General features: G+C 52.8%; 14 protein-coding genes. 3 read left to right on the top strand and 11 right to left on the bottom strand.

Annotated elements, in window-relative coordinates:
- Nucleotides 1–151: 151 nt before the first annotated feature.
- Entirely contained in the window at nt 152–1,396 is a 1,245-nt protein-coding gene (locus tag OO017_RS18845; RefSeq protein ID WP_266054258.1) for an NAD(P)-dependent oxidoreductase, read from the bottom strand.
- 237 nt (nt 1,397–1,633) lie between these two features.
- On the opposite strand from OO017_RS18845, the gene gcvP reads away from it, so the two are divergent.
- Nucleotides 1,634–4,552, top strand: a complete 2,919-nt coding sequence (gcvP, locus tag OO017_RS18850) for an aminomethyl-transferring glycine dehydrogenase (RefSeq protein ID WP_266054259.1) — start codon at nt 1,634–1,636, stop codon at nt 4,550–4,552.
- 270 nt (nt 4,553–4,822) lie between these two features.
- Nucleotides 4,823–5,431, top strand: a complete 609-nt coding sequence (locus OO017_RS18855) for a DUF4136 domain-containing protein (protein WP_266054260.1) — start codon at nt 4,823–4,825, stop codon at nt 5,429–5,431.
- A gap of 4 nt (nt 5,432–5,435) precedes the next feature.
- Here the strand turns inward: OO017_RS18855 and OO017_RS18860 are convergent, their stop codons facing one another.
- The 10 genes from OO017_RS18860 to OO017_RS18905 all read right to left on the bottom strand — a co-directional run bounded on the left by OO017_RS18860 (nt 5,436) and on the right by OO017_RS18905 (nt 20,376).
- Nucleotides 5,436–7,724 (bottom strand): TonB-dependent receptor, encoded by a 2,289-nt coding sequence (locus OO017_RS18860; RefSeq protein ID WP_266054261.1) that lies wholly within the window; start codon nt 7,722–7,724, stop codon nt 5,436–5,438.
- A gap of 183 nt (nt 7,725–7,907) precedes the next feature.
- Nucleotides 7,908–9,893 carry an OmpA family protein gene (locus OO017_RS18865; RefSeq protein WP_266054262.1) on the bottom strand — a complete coding sequence of 662 codons (1,986 nt, stop codon included), beginning with the start codon at nt 9,891–9,893 and terminating at the stop codon, nt 7,908–7,910.
- An 18-nt stretch (nt 9,894–9,911) separates the two neighbouring features.
- Entirely contained in the window at nt 9,912–10,844 is a 933-nt protein-coding gene (locus OO017_RS18870; RefSeq protein WP_266054263.1) for a PorP/SprF family type IX secretion system membrane protein, read from the bottom strand.
- 33 nt (nt 10,845–10,877) lie between these two features.
- Nucleotides 10,878–14,948 (bottom strand): PKD-like domain-containing protein, encoded by a 4,071-nt coding sequence (locus OO017_RS18875; protein ID WP_266054264.1) that lies wholly within the window; start codon nt 14,946–14,948, stop codon nt 10,878–10,880.
- A 434-nt stretch (nt 14,949–15,382) separates the two neighbouring features.
- Nucleotides 15,383–16,285, bottom strand: a complete 903-nt coding sequence (lipA, locus tag OO017_RS18880; protein ID WP_266054335.1) for a lipoyl synthase — start codon at nt 16,283–16,285, stop codon at nt 15,383–15,385.
- 119 nt (nt 16,286–16,404) lie between these two features.
- Nucleotides 16,405–17,106 (bottom strand): hypothetical protein, encoded by a 702-nt coding sequence (locus OO017_RS18885; RefSeq protein ID WP_266054265.1) that lies wholly within the window; start codon nt 17,104–17,106, stop codon nt 16,405–16,407.
- Between the two features lie 214 nt (nt 17,107–17,320).
- Nucleotides 17,321–17,662, bottom strand: a complete 342-nt coding sequence (gene ytxJ / locus OO017_RS18890; RefSeq protein WP_266054266.1) for a bacillithiol system redox-active protein YtxJ — start codon at nt 17,660–17,662, stop codon at nt 17,321–17,323.
- 21 nt (nt 17,663–17,683) lie between these two features.
- The gene (locus OO017_RS18895) at nt 17,684–18,052 is read right to left on the bottom strand and encodes a hypothetical protein (protein ID WP_266054267.1); all 369 of its coding nucleotides are present in this window, start codon (nt 18,050–18,052) and stop codon (nt 17,684–17,686) included.
- Nucleotides 18,053–18,084: 32 nt separating this feature from the next.
- On the bottom strand, nt 18,085–18,297 hold the full coding sequence (locus OO017_RS18900; protein ID WP_266054268.1) for a hypothetical protein: 213 nt from the start codon (nt 18,295–18,297) through the stop codon (nt 18,085–18,087).
- A gap of 99 nt (nt 18,298–18,396) precedes the next feature.
- Nucleotides 18,397–20,376 (bottom strand): alpha-ketoacid dehydrogenase subunit alpha/beta, encoded by a 1,980-nt coding sequence (locus tag OO017_RS18905; protein WP_266054269.1) that lies wholly within the window; start codon nt 20,374–20,376, stop codon nt 18,397–18,399.
- A 253-nt stretch (nt 20,377–20,629) separates the two neighbouring features.
- On the opposite strand from OO017_RS18905, the gene OO017_RS18910 reads away from it, so the two are divergent.
- Nucleotides 20,630–21,889, top strand: coding sequence for a M16 family metallopeptidase (locus OO017_RS18910; RefSeq protein ID WP_266054270.1), 1,260 nt, complete (start codon nt 20,630–20,632; stop codon nt 21,887–21,889).
- The last annotated feature ends 147 nt before the right edge of the window (nt 21,890–22,036 follow it).

A 22,036-nucleotide genomic window follows, 5' to 3' on the forward strand; every position in this document is an offset into this window, starting at 1 on the left:
AATGTTTTCAGGGCTTCGCCTTTTGCTCTGCAGGGCTATCATAAAAGCTCCGGTTGCCCCAACTCCCCCGCCCTAGCTTTAACAAGAAAGCCCCGGCCTTACTGGGGCTGGGGCTTTCTTTATACTTGTGATTGCACTACAGTATTCTATACTATACCGCCTCCTGCTTCTCCTTATTATTTGTGGCACTGTTGGCGTAGTCTTCCAAGTAACTATAGCGTTGCGTTAGCTTACCGTCTTTGGCAATGGTGCCACGCGCCAGCATCTCCCCTTTATCATTGTTAAAGAATTGGGGGAACACATTATCTATAAGGTGGCGGCCAAAGTCGCGGGAAGCATTTCTGGGAAGTTCGCAAGGCAGGTTGTCTACCGCCATCACCGTGATGTTATCGGGCTGTGAGTATGGCGGCTCCAGTTCTCCGGCAGTTGGGTTATAATCATAAGCCGGCTCCTCTATGGTGGTGGCCCGTTTGGTGGTAGGTATGGAGCCATTCACGTCGCATGTAATGTCGGCGATGGTGTCTATTTTAAAATCCGGCTTTCGGGTATCTTCCTCGGTGAACAGCTTCGGGGCGTGCGGGTCCCAGTAGGCGCAGGCCAGGAGCAGGTCGGTTACGCGGGTAAACTTCCGGAATGTACTCTTATATAAGTGTGGGTTGGCGTAGAAATCTGGCGAGTCCCATACTTCCACATCAGGGCGGGCATTGTAGTCGCCGGAATGCAGCTGGGCGTAAACCGGCTCGGTGAACTGCTTGTAGAGGTAATCGAAGACGCTCACTTTCTTTATTCCCATCTTATCGAGCACCTCCATGGCACCGCCTGCCACACGGCCTCCCCCGGTAATGGCGATTTTTATCGGCGGCAGCTTTACCTTAAAGTACTCCTCCTGCATGTCCTCCATCTCGTGGCACAGGTAGGCTGGCTTCAGGTCGAAGAGCCTGTGTTTTTTGCCGTAGGTAAGTATACCGTTGTAAGCACCCACTATACCTGCGTATCGGCCAAAGGCCACCACCCGCTGCCCCTCCGGCGTCTTCAGCGTTTCATAATCTATCAGCGTGATGTGCTTGTCAAGTATGGCGCGGAGCAGTTTGGCGTTGTGCGGCTGCCTCTTTATAGTATGGGAGAAGAAGAAGTATGTCTTGTCCGGAACCAGCTGCTCTATCGGCACCTCCTTCACCCCCATCAGCACATCGCAATCGGCCAGGTCCTGCTGCAGCGGAATGTTGAGCTCCTGGTACTCGGCATCGGTAAAACAGCGCACATCGCTTGGCTGCACCACAATCTCCATCCCCGGAAATTCCTGCATCGCCTCCACGCACTTTTTTGGGGTGAGCGGCACGCGCTTATCCACCGGGACTTTACCTTCTTTAATGATGCCGATCTTCAGTTTATGCATAAGGTTAGGAAGTTGAATTGTTGCTGCTTTTTTTATGTTGGAACAGATGAACAAAAGTCCGTGCTGGCGCTTATACTTCAGGTTATTATACGCACCCGTGCGCCCTTAACTATTTAGCTTTGATGCTTCAATATAATAAAGTATTACTACTTTTGTAGCAAGAGTTAGGAACTGCCGAAAGGCTGGCTTCCGAAGGAGCTGAAAACCCAAAAAATTCCAGACTAATATAGCATCGTTATGATTTTTAAAACAAAACCTGCTGATGTGTTTAAGGAGCGCCACAACGGCCCCGATAAAGAGCAAATGCAGGACATGCTGCGCACCATTGGCGTAGACACACTGGATCAACTGATTGAGGAGACTGTACCAGCCGCCATCCGACTGAAGAAGCCGCTCAACCTGCCTGCCGCACTTTCTGAGAGAGACTTCCTGAACAAGTTCTCGCAGATCGCCAAGCAGAACAAAGTATACAAGTCGTATATCGGGCTTGGATACAACGATACCATTATGCCGCCGGTTATACTTCGTAACATTATGGAGAACCCGGGTTGGTACACTGCCTATACTCCTTACCAGGCTGAGATTGCCCAGGGCCGACTAGAGGCGCTGATCAATTACCAGACCATGGTGATGGACCTGACAGGAATGGAGATCGCTAACGCATCGCTGCTGGATGAGGGCACTGCCGCTGCTGAGGCCATGGGTATGTTCTATGCCCAGCGTAAAGGCTCGCGCAAAAATGCCAACCGCTTCTTTGTGTCGAACCAGGTATTGCCGCAAACCATCGATATCCTTTCTTCGCGTGCCACCCCTATCGGCATCGAGCTGGTTATCGGCGACCATCGCGAAGCAGACTTCTCTGACGAGACTTTATTTGGTGCCTTGGTGCAGTACCCTGCTGCCGACGGTGCCATTTTTGATTATACCGACTTTATAGCCAAGGCGCACGAGCAGGAGATGCTGGTGGCTGTTGCTGCCGACATACTTTCGCTGACGCTGCTGACGCCTCCGGGCGAGATGGGTGCTGACGCCGTGGTAGGAACCACACAGCGCTTTGGCGTACCGATGGGCTTCGGCGGTCCGCATGCGGGCTACTTTGCTACTAAGGAGGCTTTCAAGCGCGTGATTCCTGGCCGTATCATTGGTATCTCTGTAGATGCGGAAGGAAACAGAGCGTACCGCATGGCCCTGCAGACGCGCGAGCAGCATATCCGCCGCGAGAAAGCAACCTCTAACATCTGTACGGCACAGGTACTGCTGGCTGTAATTGCCGGTATGTATGCTGTGTACCACGGCCCACGCCGCCTGAAGTATATCGGCCTGAATACGCACGCCCTGGCGCAGCAGCTAGAGAAAGGCCTGAAGGCATTGGGCTTTGAGCAGCAGAACGAGCAGTATTTCGATACGCTGAAGATAGCGGTAGAAAGTACCGATATGCAGCAGGCTATCCGCACAGAGGCTGAGGCTGCCGGCATTAACTTCCTGTACCTTGGGGATACGAACATTGCTATCTCCCTTAACCAAAACACCGACCTGCAGGATGTGAAGGATATACTTGCCGTGTTCGCGAAAGTGGCTGGCAAGTCGGCGGATGTGTTAAGTATAAACGAGCTTCCGGAAGAAACCGAGATCACCTGGGCAGACAGCCTTATCCGAAAGAGCGAGTACCTGAAGCAGGAAGTGTTTAACAGGCACCACTCCGAGCACGAGATGCTGCGCTACATGAAGCACCTGGAGAACAAGGATATTTCCCTGGTTCACTCCATGATCCCGCTTGGCTCTTGCACCATGAAACTGAACGCTACGGCAGAGATGATCCCGGTAACCTGGCCTGAGATCGGACAGCTGCACCCCTTCGCCCCTGCCGACCAGACCAAAGGTTATGAGCAGATTTTTGCTGACCTGGAGGCTTGGCTGTGCGAGGTGACTCGCTTCGATGCGGTGTCGCTGCAGCCAAACTCTGGTGCACAAGGTGAGTACGCCGGTCTGATGGTGATCCGTGCCTACCATGAGTCCCGTGGTGATCATCACCGCAACATCGCCCTGATTCCTTCTTCTGCTCACGGTACAAACCCTGCCTCTGCGGTTATGGCCGGCATGAAAGTGGTGATCGTGAAGTGCGATGAGAAGGGTAACATTGACGTAGCTGACCTGCGCGCCAAAGCTGAGCAGTATAAGAATGAACTGTCTTGCCTGATGGTAACTTACCCATCTACCCACGGTGTGTACGAGGAGAGCATCATCGAGATCTGCCAGGTTATACATGACAATGGCGGCCGCGTGTACATGGACGGTGCCAACATGAACGCCCAGGTAGGCCTGACTTCCCCAGCGCACATCGGTGCCGACGTTTGCCACCTAAATTTACACAAGACCTTCTGCATCCCTCACGGTGGCGGTGGCCCTGGCATGGGTCCAATCGGTGTGGTAAAAGACCTGGCTCCGTTCCTGCCAGGCCATGCGGTTAGAAAGATAAACGGCGACAAAGCTATTCATGCTGTGTCTGCTGCGCCTTGGGGTTCTGCCTCTATCCTGCCGATCTCTTATGCTTACATTGCCATGATGGGTGGTGAAGGTTTGACTGAGGCTACTAAGGTAGCTATCTTGAACGCCAACTACATTAAGGCTCGCCTGGAGAAGCACTACCCTGTGCTTTACGTTGGCAAGAATGGCCGTTGCGCTCACGAGATGATCCTGGATTGCCGTGAGTTCAAGAAAGCCGGTGTAGAGGTAGAGGACATTGCGAAGCGTCTGATGGATTACGGTTTCCATGCACCTACGGTATCGTTCCCAGTTGCTGGCACGCTGATGGTAGAGCCAACGGAGTCTGAGCCGCAGGAAGAACTGGACAGATTCTGTGATGTGATGATCTCGATCCGTGAGGAGATCCGCGAGATCGAAACTGGCAAGGCTGACCAGAAGAACAACGTGCTGAAGAATGCCCCACATACGGTTAAGGTGGTGATGGTAGAGAACTGGGACCGCCCTTACTCTCGTGAGAAAGCCGTGTTCCCAATGGCTTACCTGCGCGATAACAAAGTATGGCCAACTGTTAGCCGCATCGACAGCGCGTACGGCGACCGTAACCTGGTTTGCTCCTGCGCCCCGATCGAGGCCTACAACGAGAACGGAAATGAGATGGTAGCCATCGGCTAACCACACCCCGATTTATACTTCAAAAGCCTGGCCGCATCGGTCAGGCTTTTTTGTTTATCTCGGCTGGCTCTCTCCTGCTTGCCGTCTTTTTATCCCGCCATACTACCTCCGTACAAACTAACAGGGATTTTAAAACATCGGCACGACCAGGTGTGTTCACATCTAATAAATTATGTATATATTTACATTACTATACTTTTAGCAAGTATAACTATATCAGAAAGCTCTTAGCAGAGCGTTTATACTACACCACCTGAAACAATTTGAACTATGAAGAAAACAGGCAACCTCTACACCTCATTACTCCTGCTGTTTTTGACGCTTGCCAGTTGCTCCCGCATTCCGCAGGCAAACAGGCAGTATGCCTATGATCCTACGGTTGATTTTACCAAGTTCCAGACGTTTAACTGGTACCGTGCGGAGGTTCCTAAGCCTGTGGCAGGAGGGGCAGGCCCACAGTTTAACCTGCTGCTGGACCAGCGCGTGAAAGAAGCGGTTGCTAGTGAGTTGGTGAAAGACGGGCTGCGCCCCGAGGTGCAGAACCCCGGTTTGTTGGTGGCATACGACCTGGCAGTAGATGCAAGCCAGGCACCTACTTCTGATTATACTTTCCCGGAAGGCTTTGGCTACGGCTACAGCTACTGGTTCGGCTACCGCTTCCGCTACAACACCGCCGGGATAACAAATTACAGACCAATCCAGAGCTTCCCTGCCGGCACACTTGTCATCGACCTTATCGACCCAAGCACTAACCAGCTGCTGTGGCGCGGTTTTGCTGAGGCGGGTATTAACCCAACCTCTCAGGACATGGAGCGAATTAGTTTGGTTGTGGCCGATATCATGTCAGAGTTTCCGCCCACCCTGGCCAGGAGCCGCTAGTTACCTATAAAGTATACTTCAGGCTGAGGCCGCCGTAGTAGTTGCGGCCCGGCGCAGGCTGAAAGAAACGACCGCCGAAGGCATTAAGGTCGTTGCCCAAGCTATACTTTTTATCCGTGACATTATCCACACCGCTAAAGACTTCCAACCCGAAGTGCTGCCCCAGGCGTTTTTTTACACCCAACCTGGCTCCGGCTACTAAATAGTTATCAGCATAAATGGTGTTCTCGTCGTTTAGCGGGACCTCGTCGGAGTAATTGGCCGTCAGGTGCAGGTATAAGCCGAAGCGGGTGTTAAGATCCAGTCCTGCTGTGGCGGTATGCGGCGCCACGCCTGTCAGCTCATTCCCGGAGTAATCGTTCTCATCTTGCTGGTACTCGTCAAAGCGGAAATGGCTGAAGGTATAGCTCGTCCATACTTTCAGCAAGCTCAGCTGCTGCGTCGGCTCATCCACCAAAGTATACCCTATACTTGTCTCGATGCCTTTCTGGTTGGTGCTGCCCACGTTGCGGAACACGGCCACACTCGACACATCCTGCCGGCTCACAATGGTTTCTTTCAACCTAAAGTAGTAGGCCACCAGATCAAAACTCAGCCTGCCGTTCAGGCCAAAGCCCCGCACGCCTGCCTCGTAGTTAGTGCCTTTCTCCGCTTCCAGTTCCTCATTCAGCTGCCCGTCTGAGGTCAAAATCTCCTCTTCGGTGGGTGGCGAGAAGCCGGAGCTCACGCTGGCATGTATACTTACCTCCTCCGTCAGCTGCTTGAGCAGGGCCACGCGCGGCGACAGCACAGACTCAAAATCGCGGTTATACCTGTAACTGCCGCTGCCGGCCTGGTGCAGGCGCGTTATTTCATACCTGGTGTCGTTCAGGCTTAGTGCGGCGGTGGCAATAAAATCGGCAGGTAGCTCGAACTCGGCCTGGGCAAAGGCGAATCCAGATTTAGCCACCACTTCATCATCCGTGCGCAGGTCGCCGGGGGTGCCGCCGTTGTTATCGTAGGTGCGAGCCGCTTCGAATCCACGCTGAAATTCCCCGCCTGCTGTAACGGTAGTGCCTATACTTCCGAGTTGCGCATCATAGGCAAAGCTGGTGCGGCCGCCCATTTCCTGGTTGGTGTTGCGTTCATAGTCTGTGTTAAACGGATGATTTCTGAAACGGTGCAGTCCATACACAGAGGTGGTGTTTCGGAATTGCTCGCTAAACCGATACGCCTGCTTCAGCCCCACATTCACCCCTTCCTGGTTCATGGAGGCGTTCTGAGCCACACTCCCGAACATGCCGCCGCGGGCCTGGCTTGGGTCTTGCTCATACTGCTCCTGCGTCAGCCCACCGGGTAGCTCATAGTATAAATCGGAGTAAACAAGATTGGCAGAGATGGTACGCTTGTCTGACGGTTTGAACTCAGAGCTCAGCAGCAGCACCTCGCGGTCTACCGCCGACTGCTGCCGGTGGCCGTCGTACTCCTGCCGCGCGTACTGCACCAAGATACTGCTTTTCTCCCCTCCTACCCGGGCCGTGGCCGTGTAGCGCCTTAAGCCAAAAGATCCTGTCATCGCCCCCACCTCCAACGATTGCTCTCCGTCTGCTGCACGCCGCGGCTCCAGCAGTACGGTTCCGCCTGTGCCGGCACCGTAGATGCTTCCGGTTGGCCCCTTCAGCACCTCTATACTTCCGATGTTGGCCGCATCCATCAAATTCAGCGCCGTGGTGCCGTTGGCCTCTGTAAACGGAATGCCATCATAGTATAGCTTCACATTACGGATGCCGTAGGGCGAACGCAATGAACTGCCGCGAATCGAAATGCGGTAGCTGGACGGCGCCCGCTCCTCCATCCGCACACCCGGCACCGTGTTCACAGCCCGCACGATAGAGCTTTCGTCGAAGCGTTCGATCACCTCCCGCTCAATTATACTTACCGCACCCGCTGTTTGCAGCAGCGGCCGGTTGGTTTCGTAGCCGGTAATCACCACCTCCTGCAGGCTGGCTGCGCCTGGTTGCAGCAGCACCCGCAGTTCTTGCCCGGCACCCGGGTTTGTTATGATCTCTGTTTTGTAACCGATGTAACTGAAGACAAGCCGGGCAGGTGCAGTGGCTGTGGCCAGGCTAAAGTAGCCGTTTTCGTTGCTGATGCCCTGCTCCCCCGAGCTGGCGGTAACGGTTACGCCCTGTAGCGGCTGCTCCGTCTGGGCACTCAGCACATGGCCACTGTACAGTTCCTGCGCCTGCAGTACCTGCGGCAACATCATCAGTAAAAAGAAAAGGAAAGTATAAGTATAGCGAAATGCGTGCATAGGTAAGGTGGATGAACAATCAGAAAACGGGCAACGCGGCTTAAGGTTTATACTTGCCGGCTTCACAAGTTCCGGATTTTCCCTGCATCGGCGCAACGCCCCTGCCCCTGAAAAGATAAAAGGCTCCGCAGAAACCACAGAGCCTTTCCAAACTATGAAAGCTAATGAGAATTTAAATCTGTTTTAGTTCTTCTTGATCATAAACTCGGTGCGGCGGTTTTTCTGGTGCTCCGCCTCAGGGCATTCCACACCGTCAGCACACTTGTTTACTAACCTTGTTTTACCGTAACCTTTTGCTGTCAGGCGGTTTCGCTCAATGCCTTTCGACACCAGGTAATCCACGGCGGCCTGCGCTCTTCTTTCAGACAGCTGCTGGTTATACTGATGGCTTTCGCGACTGTCTGTATGCGAACCCATCTCAATCTCTACGCTTGGGTTGTTCTTCAGCAGCGTCACCAGTTTGTCCAGTTCTTTGGCCGCGTCAGGGCGAATGTCTGCTTTATCCAGGTCGTAGTAGATGTTTTCCAGCACAATGGCTTTCTCCACCTCGTTCTTATCGAATATGAGCGCCACCTGCACGGTATCAGAGGCAGTGGTCGGCACCTCTATGGCAGACTCCATTTTCAGGAAGCCGATCTTAGAGCCTGTAAAAGTATAAGCGTTGCCTGCGCGGGCGTCTGCATAACTCTGTGCCTTCTCATCTGTAATAACCACTGTAGAATCTTTTGAGTTCTTTTGGCTTATCATGATTCTGGTCTGTGGCAGTGGCTCCTGCACAGTTTTTTTCTTATTGTTCTGATAACGGCCCAGGGTTGTAATGGCCAGTACCACCGGCTTCTGCAGCACCTTAAAGGCGTAAATGTCTTCGGTGCCGTTCTGCGAGTCACGGTTAGAGGACAAAAGGCCACGCACTCCCGGCTCTGTGAACATGATGCCGTAGTCGTTTTGTGGTGTGTTGATCGGGTAACCCAGGTTTTTCACATCGCGCCAGTTGCCAAGCCCGCCCTCCGCAGAGAAAATGTCCATGCCGCCCATGCCCGGGTGCCCCTCAGAGGCAAAGTATAGTTTGCCGTTGGCATCCACGTACGGGAAGCTCTCGCGGCCGCTCGTGTTCACCACTGCGCCTGCGTTTACAGGCTCACTCCAGCCACCGTTCGGCTGACGCGTGCTGTAGTAAATATCCGTGTCGCCGAAACCACCCGGCATGTCAGACACAAAGTATAGCACCTGCCCGTCTGCCGAAACAGCCGGATGCCCAACAGAGTACTCTTCCACTTTGTTATAGACGAATGGCTCAATGTTGCTCCAGGCGCCGCCCTTTTTCTCTGCAGCATATATCTCCAGGCGGTTTACCAGGTTCTGGTTTTCATTCTTTTCTGCCCAACTGGTGGGGTCTGCGTTTACGTTACTCAGCGCAGGCACCATTTTGGTACGTGTAAAGTATAACTTGCCCCCATCTTTGGCGGCAGAGGCTGTGGCGTTGTGGTAGTCAGCGTTAACTACCTCCTGCAGTGGCTGCGGGCTACCGTAAGTACCCTCTCCTACTTCCTGCGCTACGAACAGCTGCAGGTACGGGCGGCCTGTCCAACCGTAAACTTTGGCATCTTTCCCGTCTTTTCGCACACCGCGGTCAGAGGTAAAAATGATACCGTTGCTACCGTACATCATCGGGCTAAAGTCTGAGGCGCCGGCTGCGTTCAGGGTGGTTAGCTGGGTAACTTCTGCCACGGCAGGCTGCTTCATCAGGCGTATGGATTTGTCTGTAGCCTCCATCAGTTGCTGGGCGCGCTCGGCATACTCCGGCATCTCCTCTCCCCACTGCATGTACTGCTCCTTCGCCTCAATGTACTTACCGTTGCTGCGCAGCGCCTCCGCGTAATAGTATAGGTTCATCGGCGGGCGACCCGGCATGGAGACAACCTTACCGTACCATACTTCCGCCTCCCGGTTCTGGCGCGTCAGGCGATAAGCCGTGGCAATGCGCTCCACGGTTGGCAGTTCGGGCTTGCGTTTTAGTATGGCTTCCTTGTACAAGGGCAAAGCCAGCGCAAACTCGTAGTTATCGTAAAGTTTATCTGCCTTGCGCAGCGAAGACTGGCCCTGTGCCACAGGCGTAAAACCCAGCACGGCGGCAGTTATTAAGTAAAAGGGTATATTCTTGAAGTTCATATAGTAAGCGCTTTTCGATTAAAAGTACTGCGGCGTCAGCATTTTGGTCTCTTTCTTACGGAAGAAGTAGTAGCCAACCGATACCTCGTGGGTGCTCTGGTTGCTATATCCATTCAGCATTTTGTCGTAGGAGTAACCCACACGCAGCTGCTTCATTACCTGCAGCTCGCCTATAAAGGCTACGGCCGTGCGTTTTTCCACATCGCCCATCTCAGCATCGTTGAAAACATTCATACTTGTGCGGTAAGAGCTACCCAGCCACAGGCGATCTGCCAGAAGTATAAAGGCGTTCACATCCATACTTGTAGGTGCATGGAAGTCCTCCTTCACCAACAGGCTTGGCTTCAGCTTCACGAAACGGCTTACATCAAACACATAGCCTGCTGTAAAGAAGTAATGGCGCTCCGGCTCCACCTGGTCCATGTCCTTAAACTGCAGCAAGTCCGTACCTGAGAAGCCAGCATAGAAACTGCGGGTATGGAAGTAGGCACCGATCTTCACGTCCGGCTTTATACTTGTCTCTTTGCCCGTCGGTATAGTTGGGTCATCTTCGATGCCGAACTTGCTGCCATCCACGGTATGCTGCACCAGGCCGGGCGCCAGGCCCAGGCTGAAGATGGCATTCTCGCTCACCTGCAGCTTCACGGCAACGTTGGCGTAGGCGCTGGTGGTGCTGTGGGCACCTAGTTCATCCCGCGTCAGGTTCAGGCCAAGGCCTAGCTTGTCACTGGCCATCACCCCGTCCACTGCCAACGACTGCGTGCTTGGCGACCCTTCCACGCCCGTCCACTGGGAGCGGTGAAACGCGTTTATGTTCAACACGTTTTTGCTACCCGTGTAAGCCGGGTTGATGGACATGCTGTTAAAAATATACTGTGAGTACTGCGGATTTTGCTGAGCGCTTGCGGCCGTGGTAAGCAACAGGGCCAGCAATAGGTAATATATTCTCATTGTCTTTGGAATTACTAATTTTTAAGCCTCAGTCTAGCGGAATATGGTCGTATACCCGGTAAACTCTTTCACTACGCCGTCACATAACGTTACCCTTACTTTGTAGAAGTAAGTACCTTGCTCCAATCCTTTACCAGACCAGTTGTTCTGGTAGTTCTTTGTTTTGAACACCTCAGATCCCCAGCGGTTGAAAATGGTTATCTCGTTGTTCGGGAATTTCTCCAGGTTCTTAATGTGCCAGTTGTCGTTCTTGCCATCGCCGTTCGGGCTGAAGGCTTTCGGGAAATTCAGGTTACCGTCGGCTTTAGAGGCATCAATGTTACCCATGGCTTCCATACTGCTGCACGGGCCGTTATTGGCAACTACCGTTACCGTTCCCTGGGCATCAACTCTGTCGGCTTTAACAGTGATGGTTGTAGTACCCTGACCAGATGTGATGGTGAACCCGTTGCTTACCGTCCAGGTGTAATCGTTTGCTCCGGCCACAGGCTCTATGGTGAACACCAGTCCGTCGCATACGTTGCTGTTGTCGGTAATCAGCCCTGGCGTTACCGGAGGCGTGAAGATCTCAATCTCCAAAGTACCCTCTGAAGTGTCGCAGCTGTTCTCGGCTACTACTTTTATAGCTCCGGCCGTTGTTCCTGCATTCACTATTACGCTTGTGCCGGTGTTGCCTCCCTCGAAGCTCCAGCCTTCTGGCAGCGCCCAGGTATAGGTGGCGCCTCCCTCAGGGTTAGAGATGGTGTAAGTTAGCTGTGGCGTGTTCTCGCACACATCGTTGTTGCCTGTGATAACCGGAGCGGCAGGGGCTAATACAGGTGCTACTGCTTTCACGGCTTCCTCACCAAGGCCGCACTCATTTCTCACGGCTACTTTCATGTTACCGCCCTTTTCTCCAACTTTTACTACAATGGAAGTAGTATTCTGCCCTGATACGATGGCCCAGGTTTCCGGCACATTCCACTCATACCCGGTGGCTCCGGCTACTGCCGGTATAGTATAAGTCAGGTTCGTGCCTACGCAAGCACCGTTGCTGCCGCTGATGGCTGGGGCTGTCAGCACATCGCTCACAACTACTGCCAGGGAAGCTGCCTGCACGCTGCGACCGCATGCGTTGTTAGCCTTCACCGTTACGTTTCCGCTTGTGCTGCCAACTGTTACCGTTACTGTTCTGCTGTCTCCCCCGGATACTACTGTCCAGTCTGATGAAGGGAAGCTCCAGGTGTAAGAGGTAGCACCAGTTACTGCAGCGGCTGTGTAGGTCTGCTCTGTTCCGGCACATACTGTTGCATCGCCGGTTATACTTGCCGGAGCGTTAGGCACCGGGTTGATACCAATTACTTTAGAAGCCTTCACTGTAAAGCAGCCGTTCGTCACCTCCAGTGTCAGGGTGCCACCGCTAGCACCGGCACTTACCTCTACTGTAGAAGCGTTCGCTCCGGAGGTAATGGTCAGGCCGCCGTTGGCTGTCCACTTATAAGTTACTGTACCCTCATAAGCTGGCGCTGTATATACATTGCCTGTGCTGTTCTGGCATACTTTGTCTGTACCCGAGATAGTTGGCGTAGCCAGCATCGGCGTAACCACCACGCTTTTAGTTACAGTCAGTTCGTTGCCGCAGAAGTCAGTTATTGTAACAGACACGGTACCATTAGAAGCACCTGCTTTAACGGTTACTTTGTTGCCTGTTTTCGAAATAATCTGCACACCACCTCCGGCAGCGAAATTATAAGTAGCTCCCGGCACTTCGGTTGCAGTAAATACAAGTGTTTCATTCTGGCAAGCCTCGCCATCTCCGTTCAAGGCGAAGTTTTCGATGGTTGGCGGCTCGTTCACCTCCACTTCTTTGCTGAAGGCTTCGCTGCTACCGCACTCGCCGTTAGCTACCACACTGATAGCCCCACTTTCTTTGCCAACTGTTACGGTTACTTCTCTTCCGTTTGCAGCACCTACTACTTTCCAATCAGAAGGGAATGCCCAGGTATAACTGGTGGCACCGGTTACTGCCGGTGTGCTGAAGGTTACTTGCTTGTCCTCGCATACCTTAACCTCTCCGTTAATGGCTGTCGGAGCTTTCAGGGCTGGCGTTACGGCCAGCACTTTTACGCTGGTGCTGCTGAAGCCGCAGCTGTTTGTAGTTTTCAGGGTTACTTTGCCGCCCAGCAGGCTGCCATTCTTTGGCTTAACTACTACGCTGGCTCCGGTAATGTCTCCAACTATTTCCAGGTTGGTATCTACAGACCACTCATAGGTCAGTTCCTCTTCAGACTCGCCTGCCTCCAGAGTCATGCCCTCGCTGTTGAAACATACTTGCGCAAGGCCGTTTATGGCTGGCGCTTTAGGGGCACCGGTTACATTAACTGCTACTTCTGCGCTTGCTGTTTTGCCGCACTGGTCGGTTACTGTAACTTTCACCGTTTTGCTGCCGCTGGTAGCGCTAGCATGCACCGTTACCTGGCTGCTGTTACGGTCAGTACCCTCGGCAAAACTCCAGCCTTGAGGTAGTGTCCAGGTATAAGTGCCGCCAATTACCTCTGATGCTGCCTTAAAGGTCAGGCTGGTAGCGCTGGCGCACACAGTAGTTGGTGCTTCGCTGATGGCCACCGCCAGTTCCGGGTTACATTTCACCTCCGGTATGGTAACAACATCTTCGTCGTTATCAGGGTCAGAGTCTTCATAGTCGCCCGGATCTGTTGGGTTGCCAGGGTTATTTGGATCACCTGGGTTATTCGGATCTTCGGGCTCAATGTCTTTTGCGATGATACTGACAACGTTGCTGATCGCGCCGGCCTTTACAAGTCTGGCTCTGATGGTAAGGGTTATGGTTGAGTTGCCAGGGAGCGATGGTACATAGAACACACCGGCCTCGTGGTTGTATGTTCCTGCACTGGCTGTATAGCTCACGAACTGCAGCCCCTCAGGCAGTTTCTCTCTTACATACACATCTTCCTCAGCTTTGTCAGCATAGTTGGTAAGTGTAATCTTATAGTCCACGAAGTCGCCTACAAAGTATGACTCCTTCGGGTTAAGCAGTTGCTTGGTTACGCCCAGGTCGGGAAGTACAACTTCGGCTTCATCCTCGTCATCAATGGGCTCCGGGTCGGGGTTATCCCCTATAATGACTACTTTGTTTTTGATGTTACCTGTTCCTACTATCTCAAATTCCAGCTTCAGCGTTTCTGTCGGCCCTACCGCCATATCGCCAACAAGCCATTGGTGGGTCTCTTCGTTGTAAGTGCCTTTGGTGGCCGAGATAAACCTTACAAACTTAAGCCCTGCCGGTATCTGCTCTTTTACCACTACATGCATGGCATTGCCCAAACCTTTGTTGGTGGCTTTTATGGTATAGGTTACCTTGGCTCCCAGCGTCACATCCTTGTACTCCACATCCTTCTCTACCTCCAGGTTAGTTTGTATGATGATAGGCATGGCCGTAGAGTTCTCATCGAAGTAAATAGTACCCCCGAGTGAAATGGCACGGCCTACCAACGCAGCCCTGTTATGAAAGGTGATGTCTCCGGCGGCAATGATATTACCTTGAAAAGAGCTACCGGCCCCGATGGTGGCATTGCCTGTTATGATCCAGTAAACATTTTTTGCGGAAGCACCCATGTCCGAGAACTGGATACTGCCGCTGTTGGAGGTGAAGTCGCCCTCTATCAGGAATATAAACTGAGAGTTGATGCTCCCCTGACCATCAAGACGAAGGTTGCCGTTTAAGACGGTGTTGGCGTTGAACCTGTAGACACCAGGGGTTAAGGAGTTGTTATTACCTATTGCGGGAGCATGATTAACATAATCCGGCAGGTTAAGCAATTTATCATAAACGGCATTTGCGTACTGCATGCCTGCTTGCGCCAACTCCGTGTTGCGTTCCTTCCGGCCGAGCACATCCAGGTATGGCTCGCCTTCTATGGTTCTGCCCGGACTAATACCAATGTTGCCATCGATCTGAGTAATTCCAGGCCCTTTGGCTACAATCTTCTTGTTGGCCAGCGCCGAGAAGGTAGTTGCCCGCCCAAGCTCTATTTCATGCTCACTTGCCAGGCTAAGGGTGATACTGCCAGTCAGTAAAAGAAAGGTCAGCAGTAGATGTTTAATCATAATATTAGAAATAACTGTATATAACGTCACTTACATATTTATAGATAGGGCTATATCTATCTTCCACTCTTTTACTTGGTATGCCAGAAATAGTTACAGTTAAGACAATAAATTCTTATTATAATCATAGAATTTATTTTGCATAAAAGTATCCCATAGGCATGGAAACCTTTATTCTCTCGACATGAAGAAAGAGGGGGCAAGCAGTGCAAAAATTCTATTGCGAAGAGAAAAAGTAAAGTTGTTTACATAGGCATATTAGCAGTAATCAGCCGTTAAAATTACATTTAACAACAGTATTATCAAATATATTTAAATATTTTTATTAAAATATGAGATAATTACAATTTTACAGAGTCAGCTTATAGACCAACAAAAAAAGCCCCTGTTGCGCCTAGGCGCAACAGGGGCTTTTTTTGTTTAGTGTTATGCGGCTAAACGTTTACATGACGCTCAGCATGATATGAGGATCTTACTAAAGGACCGGACTCAACATATTTTATACCCCGTCTCAACCCTTCCTCACGGTAATGGTCGAACAGGTCCGGGTGGATAAACTCGGCTACCTCCAGGTGCATTTTGGTTGGCTGCAGATACTGGCCCAGTGTCAGGATGTCGCAGCCGTTGGCAGCGAGGTCGTCCATAGCCTGATACACCTGCTCGCGAGTTTCGCCCAGGCCGAGCATAATGCCTGTTTTGGTGCGCTGCCCGTACTCCTTGGTGCGGCGTATCTGCTCCAGCGAGCGGTCATACTTTGCCTGCGGGCGCACACGACGATACAGCTCCTTCACCGTCTCCATGTTGTGCGACACCACCTCCTGGCCTGGCGAGATCATCGTGATCAGGGCATCCCAGGTACCCTTCACATCAGGGATTAGGGTCTCAATGGTTGTGGTCGGCGACATCAGTTTCACCTGCTTTACCGTTTCGTGCCAGATGGCAGCGCCACGGTCTTTCAGCTCATCGCGGTTTACCGATGTGATCACAGCGTGCTTTACGCCCATCAGTTGTATGGCCTCGGCTACGCGGCGTGGCTCATCTTCATCATACTCGTTGGGGCGGCCGGTAGCCACAGCGCAGAAAGAGCAGCTGCGGGTACACACGTTACCTAAGATCATGAACGTAGCAGTGCCTGCACCCCAGCACTCGCCCATGTTTGGGCAGTTGCCGCTCTCGCAGATGGTGTGCAGTTTATATTCGTCTACAATGTTTCTTACTTTGGCATACTCCTTCCCAACCGGCAGTTTTACACGCAGCCAGTTTGGCTTGCGGGGCTGGCCCAACGCGTTAAGTCCCTCGGGCTTGGCGTTAGGCTGAATAACCGGAAGTGTCATCATTTCATCCATGGGGCAAAGATAGGAAGTTATGGCTTAAGAGTTTAACCATAGACCAAAAATGTGGCCATGGCAAGGTATGCCTCTCTAACAAACCGGCACCAATAAATGTTCGGGGGATTTTACTTTCTGCTACCGTAGTACAGGTTCAGGTACACTGAGGTGAACGTATTGTTGTTCTCGGCCAACGGAATGATAACCGGCTCACTCGGGAAGTACTCCACTGCCACACCCACCTCTATACCTGCTATACTTTCGCGGTAGCGGCCATACTCAAAGCTAAGGCCGGCCTTGGCGTGCAAGCCCGGCTTAACCTTTGTCTGCCCCAAGCCCCGGAAAACGGTATCGCTGCCCAGGATATAGTCTGTGTTGGTGTGGATGTTCTCGTCGTAAGGCACGGTGCGCACATCGTTGGTGGTACCGTCGTAGCTGTAGTCTATGTAGTAAGGCACGAGCAGGCCAATAGAAGGGCCAACGGCGCCCAGGGCATTTACCTGCACCCCAGACTCAGCTGCCTTGCGGAACAGCACCAGCTCGCGGCCATAATGCGGCCTCACCACAAAAAAGTAATTCTTCTTGCCGTACACAAACGGCTCGCCCACATAGTTCAGGTAGCGCTCTTCCTTGGGGTGTTTTACCTCCACTACCTCCACGCCGCCAAACTGGTACATGCGCTCGTTCATGTAATAGGAGAAACGCAGAAAGGCCCCTCCGATCAGGCCACCGTTGGAGTTGAAGTTGATGCCGTAGCTCGTCTCTTGCTCAAAGCTTTCGTCTTCCTCCGTTTGGGCAACGGCTGGGGTGGCTGCCAGAAGCGCTGCCACAAGTATACATGTCAAGAATCTTATCACAGGCCAGTGCATTTCAGGTTGTATAAAAGTACTCAACTTTACGCGTATTTCAAACTTAAGATCACCTGCCGCCAACACCTTAAAAGTATGCGTAAAAGCCGTTTCCGAACTTTTCCTACTTACTACTACAGCGCCAGAATCGTTGTGGTACTTTATACGGAAAATAGGGCGGCCAAAGTATAAGCCGCTATGCCGCCACCTGCTTTTTAAGCGCGTCTACGCTGATACCGAGGTGTGAGGCATCATAGGTACAAACGCCATCCTGCACCAACAGCAGCTGCGGCGACTGGTGCCTTACCTGCAGCAGCTCTGCCACTTCGTTGGAAACAGGCCTGTAGCTTATCAGGTCGAGGTAGTAGGGCTTTACATGGTCGATGCCGGCGCCGGCCCACTGGCGCTCCAGGCGGCTTTTGGCGGTAGAACTGATGGAGCAGGCGGTACTGTGCTTAAAAATAACTACCGGCGTGTTCTTCGATTCATCCATGATCTCTTCCAACTGATCAACGCTGGTTAGCGGGTGCCAATTCATATTATAAAGTCCTTTCTCTTCTTAGTTTGATTTTCTTTTCTCGCTCCGGGGCTTATACTTTCTTTTCTTAAAGAGCTTAAATTTCCTGGCCGGATCCCCGTTTACGTTGAAGTGCAACCTGGAGCCGTCATCCCGCTTTACGCGCTTTCGGCCGGCGGCCCCTTTCTTAAAAGTATAAGCATCGGTGTTCAGGTGGGTGTCTTTGTACTTGCTGTCTACCTTTTCGGCATCTTTCAACGATTTCCGTAGCTGCTGCTCATGCTTAGCCAACGCCTCATAGCTTACCTGGCCATATCCGGGCAGGGTACCCAACAGGAAAAACAGCAGCAGGCCCAAGCCATACTTATACGCTGTCCGGCAGCAAGATTCAGCAACACGCACCTTCATCATGGTTTTATACTGATTCTGTTTAAACTGGTTTTCTAAAACAGGCCCAACACGCGTCCCTTCTTTACCCGTCCGTTTTTATCCCTCTTCACCTTAATGGCCTCCAGGCCCTGCGAGTTTGGCCCCTGTACTTTTACTGTGCGCTTGCTGGTAGGCTTGGGGCAAGGAATTCCTTTGCGCTGGCACCCCGCCCCGGCAAGCAGGAACAGGCACAGCAGCATAAAAAGGTATGGGCGGAATAAACGCATGATGCAAATATATGATTTTAATTTTATTATAAATAGCTTAAACACAAAAGCAAAACACAGCATACAACCAAAGTATAGGCTGTGCTGCTTCGGCGCCTTTTAGTAATTCAGCATAGCTTCCACCTTCTCGCGCAGGCGCTGCTTCGGCAAAAACTCCTGCTCCAGCGGCGGCGCAAACGGCACGGCGGTATCCAGGCTGGCCACGCGGGCCACCGGCGCATCCAGCAGCTCGAAGCAGTGCTCGCTTATCCAGGCGGCAATCTCCCCGCCTATGCCTCCGGTCATGGTATCCTCATGAAGTATAATCACACGGCCTGTTTTCTCCACGGCGGCACGCACGGCATCCTTGTCCCATGGTAGCAGCGAGCGCAGGTCCAGGATCTCTATACTTGCATCCCCTAGCTCCTGCTGCAGCTGCTTGGCCCAGTGTACGCCCATGCCGTAGGTGATAATGGTCAGGTCTGATCCTTCAGCCACCGTTTTCGCCTTACCGATCTCCACAGTATAATAATCATCCGGAATTTCCTGCGAGATGGAGCGGTAGAGCAGTTTGTGCTCAAAGTACATCACCGGGTTGGGATCCTCGATGGCAGCGTTTAGCAAGCCTTTGGCATCGTAGGGTGAGGACGGGTATACTATTTTTAAGCCCGGCGTGTGGAAGAACCAGGCCTCGTTGCTCTGCGAGTGGAACGGGCCGGCAGCTGTGCCCGCACCTGTTGGCATACGCACCACCACATCGGCGTTCTGGCCCCAGCGGTAATGGCTCTTGGCCAGGTTATTTACGATCTGGCTGAAGCCGGCGCTTACGAAATCGGCAAACTGCATCTCCACCATACTCTTCTGCCCGCGTACCGACATGCCCAGGCCAATGCCCAGAATAGCCGACTCGCAAAGCGGCGTGTTGCGCACTCTGTCTTTGCCGAACTTATCCACAAAACCCTCCGTGATCTTGAACACTCCGCCGTACTCGGCAATGTCCTGGCCCATCAGCACCAGCTCCGGGTACCGCTCCATACTTTGGCGAAGCCCGTCTGAGATGGCGTCCACGAAGCGACGCTCGGATTTGGCATCGGAGGCTGGCTGTATCACTTCCTGAGAGAAAGGTTTGTACATATCCTCCAGTTCCTGCTCACGGCTGGCTGTCGGCATCGGCTCGGCAAAGGCGGTCTGCAGCCCCTGCTCAATCTCCTCCTTCAGCTCCTCTTTTATACTTTCCATGGCCTTCTGCGTCAGCACCAGCTCATCCAGCAGGTACTTCTCGAAGTTCTCCACAGGGTCTTTCTTAGCCCACTTCTCGAACAGCTCCTGCGGCACATACTTGGTGCCACTGGCCTCCTCGTGGCCGCGCATCCTGAAGGTGATGGCCTCGATGAGCATCGGGCGCGGGTTCTTGCGGATGCTAGCCGCCGCCTGGCGCACGGTGTCGTATACTTCCAGTATGTTGTTGCCGTCTATCTGCAGGGCATCGATGCCATAGGCCGGACCTTTATCGATAAAGTGCCTAAACTTAAACTGCTCATTGCTTGGCGTGGAAAGCCCATACCCATTGTTCTCGATCATAAAGATGACCGGCAGGCCCCACACCGCGGCCACGTTCAGCGCCTCATGGAAATCACCCTCCGATGCGCCGCCGTCGCCACTGAACACCAGCGTTACCTTCTCCTTGTTCTCCAGCAGGTCGGCCAGGGCAATACCGTCGGCCACGGCCAGCTGCGGCCCCAGGTGCGAGATCATGCCTACAATGTGGTGCTCGTTGGTACCGAAGTGGAAAGAGCGGTCGCGGCCTTTTGTAAAGCCGTGGGTCTTGCCCTGAAACTGCGCAAAAAGGCGGTCCAGCGGCACCTCGCGGCTCGTGAAAACGCCCAGGTTGCGGTGCAGCGGCAGAATGTACTCGTCCTCATCCAGCGCCATGGCCGAGCCCACCGAGATCGCCTCCTGCCCGATGCCGGAGAACCACTTGGTTACGCGGCCCTGGCGCAACAGCACCAGCATGCGCTCCTCGATCATGCGCGGCTTCAGAATGGCACGGTACAGCTTTATCAGTTCTTCCTCAGAATACTCTTTGCGGTTATAGTTCATCTCTTTTAAGAAAACCTCGTTATAGTTTTTGGGTTAAAGTAATGGCAGGGCTCCAGAAATGTATGCCATTAATTTATACTTTTGTTTAGTTGATCTTACACAAGCGCCAAATGGCAAGGCACAGTTGGCGTGCAAAAGCTACAGAAAAGCTGTAAAGCCTGCAAGCAAAGACATAGTATAAAGTATAGATTTGCTGTTTTGCGACAGTTTGGCGCCCTGTGTACCGAGCACTATAAAACCAGAAGAGAGAGCAATGATAGAGTTTAAAGAATTTACCCTCGACAACGGCCTGCGCGTGATCGTGCATGAGGATCATACTTCGCCGATGGCGGTACTGAACGTGCTGTATGATGTGGGTTCGCGCGATGAGGAGGAGGCCCACACCGGCTTTGCGCACCTGTTCGAGCATTTGATGTTCAGTGGCTCCAGGAACATACCGGTGTATGATGAACCCTTGCAGCGCGTAGGCGGCGAGAACAACGCCTTTACCAGCCCCGATATCACGAACTACTACCTCTCGGTGCCTGCCCAGAACCTGGAAACGGGCTTTTGGCTGGAGTCGGACCGCATGCTTGAACTGGCCTTTAGCGACCACGGCCTGGAAGTGCAGCGCAAGGTGGTGGTAGAGGAGTTTAAGCAGAATTACCTGAACCAGCCCTACGGTGATGTGTGGCTGAAGCTGCGCCCGCTGGCTTACAAGGAGCACTCCTATAAATGGGCTACCATTGGCAAGGAGATCGCGCATATCGAGGATGCCACGATGGACATTGTGAAGGCCTTTTTCCGCAAGCATTACTCCCCGAGCAACGCCATACTTGTAGTGGCCGGCAACGTGACTTTTGAGCATGCAAAGGAGCTGACGGAAAAATGGTTTGGCCCGATACCTGCCGGTGAGAAGTATGAGCGCCAGCTGAAGGAGGAGCCGCGGCAGGCAGAAGAGCGCGTGCTGGAGGCAAGTTCTGATGTACCGCTCAGCGCCCTCTACAAAGCCTACCACATGCCGGGCCGCCAGCACCCCGACTACCACGCCGTAGACCTGATCAGCGATATTCTGGGCCGGGGCAAATCGAGTCGTCTCTACGAGCGGCTGGTGAAAGAGCAGAAGCTATTCAACTCCATCGCCGCCTCCGTAACCGGAAGCGTGGAGCCGGGCCTGCTCATCATCCAGGGTAAGCTGAACGAGGGCGTGGACCTGCAGGAGGCAAACGCTGCCGTGGAGGCCATTGTGCAGGAGCTGATTGATAACCGTGTAGATGAGGAGGAGCTAAACAAGGTAAAGAACCAGGCCGAAACCAGCATCGTGTTCTCCGAGATAGAGCTGCTGAACCGCGCTATGAACCTGGCCTACAGCAAACTCCTCGGCGATGCCAACCTCATCAACCAGGAAGGCGAGAAAGTACAGGCCGTTACACCAGACGATATACAGCGCTGTGCCCAGGAGGTGCTGCGCAAAACCAACTGCTCTACCTTGCTTTATAAAGCAGAGAAGAAAGAGGCTGCTGTAGAAGCGTAATCCGAAATTGATTAGATAAGAAGGCTGCCAAGTATGGCAGCCTTTCTTTTTTAATGGTGTAGTGGCTGCTGTTGATCCTCAGGGATATACTTTTCTGGTCTGACCCCTTCTGGCGCAAGTCTTCAGACTTGTGTCCTACAATGGTGT

The sequence above is a fragment of the Pontibacter anaerobius genome (assembly GCF_026241195.1).
GTDB classification, from domain to species: Bacteria; Bacteroidota; Bacteroidia; order Cytophagales; family Hymenobacteraceae; genus Pontibacter; species Pontibacter anaerobius.